Consider the following 9,549-nt stretch of genomic DNA (forward strand, 5'->3'; position numbering starts at 1 on the left):
CTTTTTGAATCCATTGAAGAGTTAGAATCTTTGTTGCATCAACTTTTAAATGAAGACAAGCTAGTTATTAACTGGGGGCGCAAACTGAAAAATAAGGGTAATGCTCTTATCACAGTTTAAATGCATGACAGCTTAATAAAAATGTTCTGGTTCTAACTGTTTTAAGGGTTGAATAATACGTTGACTGATAGACTGGGTAAGGGGTTCGGGTACAAATACCACAGAGGTTAAACAACGTTCGCGATCGCGTTCGTAATCAGAGCGCATTGCCACAACTGTCATCTGCCCTTTCCCTTGAGTGAGCTGGGTTTTGAGTTGTTGAATGGTTGCTTTTTGAGCGTCGGTATAGTTATCGTGCATGATGGCGGTGGTGATACAGGAGATAGAGTCTCGGTGTGAACTCATTTATTCAACTTGACCCCATTGATTTAGTTTGGGGATTGGGCATGATGGCGATCGCGATTGGTTTATCCAGTTGGCAGGGGTTAGGATTGGAGTTACCGTTAGCGATCGCGACAGGGCGAACGGTGATACAGCTTTTGGTAGTAGGGTTTTTTCTGGGAGTTGTCTTTGCCTTGGATAACCCCCTGGCAGTTTTAGCCGTTTTACTGGTAATGCTAACCATTGCGGCGATTACCGCCCGTAACCGGATTGGCAAAAAGATTCCCCGACTATTCTGGGTTGTGTTCGGTTCGATTTTCTTCTGTAGTGCCTTAACGTTGATTTATACCAATCTACTGATTATTCAACCGGAAACCTGGTATCAGCCTCAGTATCTAATTCCTTTGGGTGGTATTGTTTTGGGCAATGCCATGAATGGATCTGCGATCGCGGGTGAACGGTTGGTGAGTACAATTACCAGTAGTCGCTTAGAAATTGAAACCCACCTGAGTTTAGGCGCTACCCCCCAACAAGCCGTGGCGGGATACCGCAAAGATGCTATTCGCGCCGGATTAATTCCTACCCTAAATCAAATGATGGTGGTGGGGATTGTCACATTACCGGGAATTATTACAGGTCAACTGCTGAGTGGCATTGACCCATTGAATGCGGCATCTTACCAAATTTTAATCATGTTTATGATTGCCACAACTAACCTCACCACGACAATCTTGGTGACTCAGGGTATTTATCGTCAATTTTTCAACGCCCAAGCTCAGTTAAAACTTCCTTGAAATGTCAGGGAACAGGGAACACCTCGACTTACCTCGACTTACTTCGGCTTCGCTCAGTAACACGCTCGGTAACACGCTCGGTGTGTCACAGGGAACAAGGCAAAGTAGAGTTGTTAGTTAACTCACATCTTCCCCATCTCCCCCATCTCCCCCATCTCCCCCATCTTCCCTGCACCCCAAAACTCCAGCTTCCTTAAGTGATGCTACGATAGCCCTAGTTTAAACAGCACCTAGCTAGTATGAGTTTTTCTTTTATTACCCCCCGTCGCCTTCTCGCTTCTGGTCTGTGTTTGGGTGTTCTGAGTACCCTGGGGTTAACCGTTCGTTCTCATTCATTGCTATCACCCGCCGTTGCTGAAGTTGCGATCGCATCCACTAAAGATGTCACGGCTGAGGATGTGGCGGGTACATGGCGAGGGGAATTAGCACCCGGTCAAATAATTACCTGGATTTTGACACCTGATGGCAAATTTTTTATGACTACCCCACCCGTTGCTGATGAACCACAACAAGCGTTAGAAATGCGTTACCAGGTAAAAACGAGTACTCAGCCGATGGGTTTAAATATAGACTTGGCGCAGGGGGGAACGGTAATGACAATTTTTGACATGAATCCGGAAGGTGAAATGCTTGTGCAAATCGCGGGAACGAATCCGGGAGAAGCACGACCGACCGAATTTAATAATCCGACGGTGTTTGAAAAAGTTTCAGATACCACTACATTACCGCCAAATACACAAATTATTAAATAGTTGATACGTCGAAAAATGAATGTAGAGACGTAGCATGCTACGTCTCTACTTAACGGTTAGCTTTTTTTCACAAAGCCCAACGTTAAGCTATCCGGTGCGAGGAAGTGGTTCAAATGATACGCCCGTTCCTCAGTTTTCAACAGGATTTGTTCATACAAATAGCGGGTGGCGCGATCGCCTAAACTTTCCGCTTGTGACGCCTGACGCCGAATCAACTGGATTATAGCTTGCTCGGCTACCAAGTCATTCTCGATCATCTGACGCGATGAAAAAATACCATCGGCTTCTGGAGAGAAGCAACATAACTGCGCCAGGGTGCTAAAACTAGCGGCGGGAACTCCACCTAATCCATTGAGTCGTTCTCCCAAATCGTGGACATGTTCCTGCGCCTGTTCGTAGCTTTCTTGAAAGAAGTCGTGCAGGGAATAAAATTCGGCACCTTCTACGACAAAGTGATGTTTTTGGTATTGCAGATAGAGGGCTTGGAAGCTTGCTAATGCAATATTTAGTCCTTCACAAACAGGAGCGGTGACACTTTGCTCCAGTAGAATGGGATTATCGTGGACTTCACCAAATGCCTGGAGTAAACCCTGAGTATCTGGCATAGTTGTGTTCTCCTTCTCATTAAGTTGGCGTTATTGCCAGTGTCTAGGGTTACTGTAGCACGCTCATGTGAATTGGGTTAGTAACTAAGGGAAGAGATTGGGAGAGGGAAGATGAGGGAGAGGGACTTCCACCCTGCCGCTCTTTCCTGTGAGAGAATAATAGACGGTGTTCTCCTATGTCAGCAGCGACTATGCAAACCAGCGATCGCACAGCTATCAATTCCCACTCTCAACATCCTCTATTCCCCGCCCGGACAGCAACCGTGAAACGTACTACAGGTGAAACCGATGTCCAGGTTAGCCTGAATTTCGATGGTACAGGAACCTGTAGTGCTGACACAGGTATCCCCTTTTTGGATCACATGTTGCATCAGCTATCCTCTCATGGGTTAATTGATTTAGACGTGAAAGCCACGGGTGATATCGAAATTGACGATCACCATACCAATGAAGACGTGGGCATTACATTGGGACAGGCGTTTGCTCAGGCATTAGGCGATCGCAAAGGGATTGTCCGCTTTGGTCATTTTATCGCCCCCTTGGATGAGGCATTAGTCCAAGTGGCACTGGATTTTTCGGGGCGTCCTCATTTAAGCTATGGTTTAGAGATTCCCACTCAACGGGTTGGCACCTACGACACGCAACTGGTGCGGGAATTCTTTGTTGCATTGGTAAACCATAGCCAAATGACGTTGCACATCCGCCAACTGGATGGAATTAATTCTCATCATATTATTGAAGCCACATTTAAAGCATTTGCGCGATCAGTCCGTATGGCAACAGAAATCGATCCCCGTCGCGCTGAAATGATTCCCAGTTCTAAGGGGGTTTTGTGACTTAATAATCTAGTTTCATACCATTTCGGTGACAAAGGACAAATGACCAATGACCAATGACCAATGATATACAACAAATTAAACAATTGGCGGAACAGTTAATCCTTTAAGCGATCGCGCTTTTTCCAGACTCAACCCTTTACACTGCACCAGCACAGCAAAACCTCCCAATCCCGTAGGATCAATCAGTTGATGTAAGGCATCCCGACGCTGCATAATTCTAATCACATCCTGCGCCCCCGCGATCGCTTGTCCCTGATGGCTTCCTAATCCTGACAATGCTGAGATCCGATCGCCTAATCCTAATGCCATTAAAAACAACCCTTGTTTGGTCAATTCTACGGTTTGTAATCCAGACAATTCTCCTTGCCGTTCTAACGCCGTAAAATTCACATGAGTGGTAATATCTTGTTGCCCAACATTTACATAAGGATTATCATGATGGCGGTGACGATAATAGCATTTTAATGTTCCCTGATGTCGGACGGGTAAATAATAGCGATCGGCAGGATACCCATAGTCAATCGTGAGCAAAAACCCTTGTTTCAGCTTATTAGCAATCATCTCCATCCAATCCAACGCTGCCAAATTCACTTCAGTTCGATAGCCATCTGGATACGCACCTGAATATAAATCAATTCCCATCCACTGAAAATACTCGTTTAACTGAGGTGTAGAACTATCATTGGTAACTTCGCCAAAATGAATCTCATCTACTTCTGTCGTTACCGTTGTCACATACACTTCCCGAAGCTTTCCCTTTTCCAGCACAACTTGATGCACCGGAAATGCATCCACGAGTTCGTTAGAAAAACAACACCCGATAATTGAATTATCGGGTATTTCATCAAAGGTACACCAGCGTAACGGTAAACCAGGTAGATTCAACTGGGTTAAAACTTGCTGCTGTTTACTGATCAATCCCGCTGCTTTTTCAACAATGATATAGTCTAACGCTGCAAAACAGTCTGGATACTGTCGATATAAATGACTCAAAACATCAGCCGCCACCAATCCTTGACCCGCCCCCATTTCTACTAATGTAAAGGGTTCGGGGTGTCCCAGAATATCCCAGATTTGGGCGAACTGTTCCGCCAGTAACTCACCAAAATCATGACCCAGATGGGACGAGGTAAAAAAGTCTCCTTCAGAGCCAATATTAACTGCACCCGTAGCATAATATCCCTGTTGGGGATGATAGAGGACTAAATCCATATATTCGGCAAATGAAATACGCCGATTTGGTGTCGCCACAATTGTATCGGCAATTAGGTGTCTTAAGGATTTATCTTGGGGGGATAATGACATGAGTACAGATTGGGTAACCGAGTAGAGACTCAGGAAAGCAGGGGAAGCCTGTAGAGATGCGATCCAGAAGCGTCTGGAAAGCAGGGGTTGTAGGGGCGAGTCGCTGCATAAATGTGGAGGGTAAGAATTAACCTGTCTCGACTCGCCCCAGTCTCAATCGTTAATCTCAGAAAGGGGACTGTATTATTTAAATCATTAAAGAGCTCCCCCACAAACTGATATCAATTAACGAGGGGCTGAGTCGCGATCGCATCAAGTCCCACCGATTTCAATAAGTCTGCCCAAGCCACCTGAAACGAGGAATCCTGTGGATTAGATTGCCGCAGTTGAGCCAAGGTTGTCAGCGTATCAAACCAAATACCATTTGCCCCATACTGGAGAGCCTGTTCTAGCAAAGGTTCTCCGTCTAGCTGATTTAATGTTCCATCCGGCTTAATCCGTTTAATCACGCCTTGGACTCCGGGACTATCGGGCGTAACTTGTGCGCCACAAATCATCAGAAACGACCAATGATACGTTTTACCCATTTCTAGCTTGGATGCTTCATCGGGGAGCTTTACGCTGATAATCCCTGCTTGTTTGGGCATGGGCAAGGTTGTCTCGTAATAATAATCCTCATTTTCGTCCTTAAGCACAAAGAGTGCCTGCTTCGCTGTGGTTTTAGGGACGTAAACAAAAAATGTCGGGCGCTCTGCAACGGTCAATCCTTGGCGAGTCGCGGGCATTACAGGCGTAATCGTTGGCTCAAGTGCCTTCGCATCTTGAGGACATCCGCCATCACGAGTCCCTCCCCCTTCCGTATTGTTGGGTAAGGGTGGATCACCAGTTGGTGGCGGTGTGAAACTTACCGTCACCATCGAGCGACTAGCTAACGTTCTACCCGGCGTAACCTCTTGCGCCTGCACGGGTAGTCCCTCAATCGGCAGGATGTTCCCCACCAGACTGATGACAAAGAAGCTAATATAAATGTAGTAATGCTGCCAAGTCATGAGCATAATCCTCTTGAACAGTAAATGCCTTGGCGAATGACACTATTAATCTTAAACAATTTCGTTTACAATAGCCAGTTTTCACCCCTTGATTTTACTCAACCCATAGGAATAAAAATTTAAGAAGATTTATGTTGTAATAAGTCTTTCTATGTAGGGTTGATCACAAAAATACATCTAAGTCTGCCCTGCGATAATCCCCATCCGGGATTTTTGATGAACCTGAGCTGCCATCTGCCACGATTCTGAACAAACTATCTCAAAACGAGCTAATTAACGAAAAGTTCGGGTTTTCCCCGTTGATGACTCGCAATAATACTGATTTACTCCCTAGATCGCAAGATTTCAGTTGCACTTGCACCTTAATGAGAATCCTGATTCAGACGGAATGGCTCGGGTCGTCAACTGATTGTACTTCCACAAAGATAGTAGGCATATCGTAACCGGGATTATCCAGCCAGATATCTATCGGGCGACAGAGTTGTTTATCCCTAGGAACTAAAGGGGTGACAAGTTACTTGAAGAGTAGGCAGGGTGTAGGGTGTAGTGCAGCGGGCATGAAACCCATGGAACCTCTCTGTTAATCCAAAACAAAAAAAGTAACGTTTGTTACAGAAATATTTCTTCGGTTAAATATTTTTTTATCAGAGTAAAAAAATAGCTATAAATCTTGATGGACACAGCATCATTTCAACAGGGCGGCAAAAGGGCTTTTTCCTGTTACACACCGAGCGTGTTACCGAGCGGAGTCGAGGTAAGCGTTCGACTGAACTTCGACAGGCTCAGTTGCCGCGCTCACGCCGAAGTCCGAGGTGTTCCCTGTTTCCTCCCCTCACTATAAAACTCCCTGTAGCAGATCCTACTTATAACCAATTGCCTACTAAAACAAACGGTGCCCAGTAATATGGATGCTCATATTTAGGATTTTTCAAGATAGAAAGCTGTGCTTGACGCAGAGATTCCGCTTTGCTGTTTTCAGCTTGAGTCAGGGATTGGTAAAACTCAGCCATTAGTTGAGCCGTGGATTCATCGCGAACTGACCACAGGGTTGCTAGAGTGCTGCGAGCGCCGGAACGGACTGCAACACCCGCTAATCCCAAGGCGGCTCGCTGATCCCCGGTTGCGGTTTGGCAAGCACTGAGAACCAGTAATTCAATCGGTTGGCTATCCTCTCGTTCTCGAACTTGCAGTAATTGATCCAAATCATTGACATTCACTTGTCCCTCCCAGGTCAGGATAAACGTATCTTCCACCTCCGAACTAAACTGACCATGAGTAGCCAGGTGAACTACGGGGAAAGGAACGGCACTAATTTCTTGTTCAAGTGTGGTTGTAGTAAACTCCTGATTGAAAAGCATCTCAGACGGTACTTGATCCGAGATTTTTTTCAGTTCCAACTCGACTCCAGGTAAAGCAGAAAATCCCTGACGTTCCTCGCTGAGTCCACCAATTAATGCCTGAAGCCGTTCTCGGTCTAATGCACGCGGTTCTAAGAGTTGCAATCCAGGACTAACCGCGACACTATATTTTTCAATTAGATACTGTTCTCCATCATAAAGGGCTGCCATGGGCAGATTTCGCAACGCCCCATCCAGGATAAAGACGAGGGTTTTAATCTCATTGTCGGCTAACGCGGCTTCTATGGGTCGAATCAGCCAGTCGTAAATGTCTTGGGAATAGCGTAATCGTTGTTTGTTTGACAGAACAGGATTGAGGAATTTGCGGAGTTGGACAAAGGCGTTGTTCACCTCTGCTTCCGGTAATTGAGTTTCATAATGGCGCAGGGGTTGTCCCGGCAATGATAGAATCACAGCTAAACGGTCTGGCAGAATAATTGGATAAATGACTGCTGCTGTGGGATCAACCTGATCAATTTGTTGGGATTGCGTCTGGATACAGGTGTTGCGAAAAAAGTTATCTAATTCAGCAAGTTGGAGGGATTCAATCACCTCGCGGGCTTTTTGGAGGTTTTTTTGAGACGGATCAGATTTGAGGAGTAATCCCACCAATTGACGATAGACGGGTTCAACCCGTTCTCGAAAGTAAAACTGTAAATTTGGCAGGGCAATCAAATCACTGCGGAGCGATCGCAAGGTTTCCACGGCGACGGTATAAGCGGCGACGGCATCCTTTATATTGCCTTGCTTTTCCAGAATTCGACCCAGTTGCCATTCCCATAAATAGGCAATATCGCCAGCATTAATTCCCGGAATCAAACTCAGCGCCTGTTGCGTCAGCTTTTGCGCCTCGGCTAACTGCTGCTTTTGTTCGTAAAGTTTGCCTAATTGTCCAATGGCGTAGGATTCAGCTTTAGCGTCTTGAATCTGTCTGGCTTGTTGAATGGCTTTGGCTAACAATTGTGCGATCGCGCTGTCCGTAGTGAGCGCTTTAGCGCTTCCGTTCGTAGTGAACGCTTCAGCGCTTCCCATCCGCATCAGACTATCTGCCAAATTTACCTGAGCATAAACCGCCGCCCGACTGGGGGATAGGGTGGCGAGACTAACTTGGATTTGCGGTAATAGTGCGATCGCGGCGTCCTCTTGTTCCGTATTGATCAACAGACTCAGTTGGTTCAATTGAGCTTTGATTTGAATCAGCGAATCGGTTGCATTTTTAGCGGCTTTCTGGTAATAATCTAATGCTTTGTCATCTTCTTGTAAGTCTCTAGTCACATTCCCTAAACTCAACAGAATCGGACTTGTATCAGGAGTTGGGTTCAGTTTTTGGGCGATCGCTAAACTTTGGGTTAAAAGGGTTTGGGACGTTTTGGGATCGCCCAACTCTTGCAGGGCAATTCCTAAACTCTGCAATCCTTGAACTTTGACGCGGGAGTCAGGGTTGGCTTGAAGTTGTTGATTTGCCTGTTCTAAGAGCGTTTGCGCCCGTCGATAGAGTCCCAAGGTTTGCAAGGCTTGGGCTTGGTTAATTTGGCTTCCCAGTTTCCCGGTTTCATCACCCGCACGGCTGTAAGCGTCGGTGGCTTGTTTCCAGGTATCCAAGGCGGCTTCAGCTTGTCCTTTGGTGAGTTGCAGGCGTCCCTGAGTATTCAGGGCTTGACCCAGAATCGCCAAACCCCCTGATTCCCAATTGTCTTGGTGTTGCAACAGATCAAGACTTTGGCTAATCGCTTGTTCTGCGTCCTGGACTTGTCCCAAATTTTGATAGGCTAGGGAGAGATAACTTAAACTTAGGGCTTGATTTAGGCGATCGCGCTTTTGTTCATAGTCTTGGGCGGCTTGTTGCCACAGTTGTGCCGCATCAGTAAAACGCCCTGCTTCAAAGGCAGCAATCCCTTGTTCTAGAGGGGTTGGGGAATTGGCAATTTTGGCGTTTGCGAGTTGGCGTTTTAAGCGCCTAGTGTTATCCCCAAAGTGTAAGATTTTATCGGTTTGGGCAATATGCCCTTCTGCCCTCTGCCCTCTGTCCTCTACCTTGTCTCCACTAACGTGTAAAGATTCAACTGGATATGAAATTCCGGGTAATACAGTGGTGACGAGAAACAGGGTTAGCCCAAACAGTATCACAAAGGAAGCATACCGTCTCAAACTAGACCGAATCTTTAGCCGAAAAATTTGACTAGCCCACTTCATAGTTTGACCTGATTTTGATAGTTAACGGTATCCAGAGGGAGTGTTGAGCGTTGACCCTTTGCTCAAAGGAATCTGGTTTTGAGACAAGTAGGGGCGGGTTTAGGAAATTAGGTTTCGCTATTGATCATAACCTTTGTACAAAACCCGCCCTGATTTAATCTGAAGTTCCCCCCATCCCGATTGAGGATAGAAGCCTAAACCGTGACTATGTAAGCGTTTGAGCCAATTATTCTTCTCAATTCGTACCCATGTATATTTAAGATTTTCTTAATACTCTTGGGGAAAAATCTGTGA

The 9,549-nt window shown here is 46.0% G+C and carries 8 protein-coding genes and 1 pseudogene; 4 read left to right on the plus strand and 5 right to left on the minus strand.

Annotated elements, in window-relative coordinates:
• A pseudogene (locus RIG66_RS11525) lies at positions 1-120 on the plus strand (IS630 family transposase); the annotation flags it as partial.
• Between the two features lie 12 nt (positions 121-132).
• Here RIG66_RS11525 and RIG66_RS11530 read toward each other — a convergent pair.
• Positions 133-405, minus strand: coding sequence for a hypothetical protein (locus tag RIG66_RS11530; protein WP_446378124.1), 273 nt, complete (start codon positions 403-405; stop codon positions 133-135).
• Between RIG66_RS11530 and RIG66_RS11535 the strand changes: the two genes are divergently transcribed.
• Both RIG66_RS11535 and RIG66_RS11540 read left to right on the plus strand, forming a co-directional pair.
• A complete protein-coding gene (locus RIG66_RS11535) occupies positions 396-1,175 on the plus strand; it encodes an ABC transporter permease (RefSeq protein ID WP_446378126.1) in 780 nt (259 codons plus the stop codon). The two genes, RIG66_RS11530 and RIG66_RS11535, sit on opposite strands and share 10 nt — an antisense overlap.
• 239 nt (positions 1,176-1,414) lie before the next feature.
• Positions 1,415-1,927 (plus strand): hypothetical protein, encoded by a 513-nt coding sequence (locus RIG66_RS11540; RefSeq protein WP_446378128.1) that lies wholly within the window; start codon positions 1,415-1,417, stop codon positions 1,925-1,927.
• A gap of 56 nt (positions 1,928-1,983) precedes the next feature.
• On the opposite strand, the gene RIG66_RS11545 is transcribed toward RIG66_RS11540, so the two are convergent.
• The gene (locus tag RIG66_RS11545) at positions 1,984-2,532 is read right to left on the minus strand and encodes a Dps family protein (protein WP_446378130.1); all 549 of its coding nucleotides are present in this window, start codon (positions 2,530-2,532) and stop codon (positions 1,984-1,986) included.
• A 191-nt stretch (positions 2,533-2,723) separates the two neighbouring features.
• Between RIG66_RS11545 and hisB the strand changes: the two genes are divergently transcribed.
• The gene (gene hisB, locus RIG66_RS11550; protein WP_446378138.1) at positions 2,724-3,368 is read left to right on the plus strand and encodes an imidazoleglycerol-phosphate dehydratase HisB; all 645 of its coding nucleotides are present in this window, start codon (positions 2,724-2,726) and stop codon (positions 3,366-3,368) included.
• A gap of 78 nt (positions 3,369-3,446) precedes the next feature.
• Here the strand turns inward: hisB and RIG66_RS11555 are convergent, their stop codons facing one another.
• The 3 genes from RIG66_RS11555 to RIG66_RS11565 all read right to left on the minus strand — a co-directional run bounded on the left by RIG66_RS11555 (position 3,447) and on the right by RIG66_RS11565 (position 9,255).
• A complete protein-coding gene (locus tag RIG66_RS11555; RefSeq protein WP_446378132.1) occupies positions 3,447-4,676 on the minus strand; it encodes a class I SAM-dependent methyltransferase in 1,230 nt (409 codons plus the stop codon).
• A gap of 221 nt (positions 4,677-4,897) precedes the next feature.
• Positions 4,898-5,665 (minus strand): DUF928 domain-containing protein, encoded by a 768-nt coding sequence (locus RIG66_RS11560; RefSeq protein ID WP_446378134.1) that lies wholly within the window; start codon positions 5,663-5,665, stop codon positions 4,898-4,900.
• Positions 5,666-6,528: 863 nt separating this feature from the next.
• Positions 6,529-9,255 (minus strand): CHAT domain-containing protein, encoded by a 2,727-nt coding sequence (locus tag RIG66_RS11565; RefSeq protein WP_446378136.1) that lies wholly within the window; start codon positions 9,253-9,255, stop codon positions 6,529-6,531.
• Positions 9,256-9,549 lie beyond the last annotated feature (294 nt).

Source organism: Coleofasciculus sp. E2-BRE-01 (assembly GCF_040221695.1).
Taxonomy (GTDB): Bacteria; Cyanobacteriota; Cyanobacteriia; order Cyanobacteriales; family Coleofasciculaceae; genus Coleofasciculus.

Coding starts and splice junctions, on each gene's coding strand:
- RIG66_RS11530 (WP_446378124.1), bottom strand. CDS start 405: ATGAGTTCACACCGAGACTCTATCTCCTGTATCACCACCGCCATCATG.
- RIG66_RS11540 (WP_446378128.1), top strand. CDS start 1,415: ATGAGTTTTTCTTTTATTACCCCCCGTCGCCTTCTCGCTTCTGGTCTG.
- RIG66_RS11545 (WP_446378130.1), bottom strand. CDS start 2,532: ATGCCAGATACTCAGGGTTTACTCCAGGCATTTGGTGAAGTCCACGAT.
- hisB (WP_446378138.1), top strand. CDS start 2,724: ATGCAAACCAGCGATCGCACAGCTATCAATTCCCACTCTCAACATCCT.
- RIG66_RS11555 (WP_446378132.1), bottom strand. CDS start 4,676: ATGTCATTATCCCCCCAAGATAAATCCTTAAGACACCTAATTGCCGAT.
- RIG66_RS11560 (WP_446378134.1), bottom strand. CDS start 5,665: ATGACTTGGCAGCATTACTACATTTATATTAGCTTCTTTGTCATCAGT.
- RIG66_RS11565 (WP_446378136.1), bottom strand. CDS start 9,255: ATGAAGTGGGCTAGTCAAATTTTTCGGCTAAAGATTCGGTCTAGTTTG.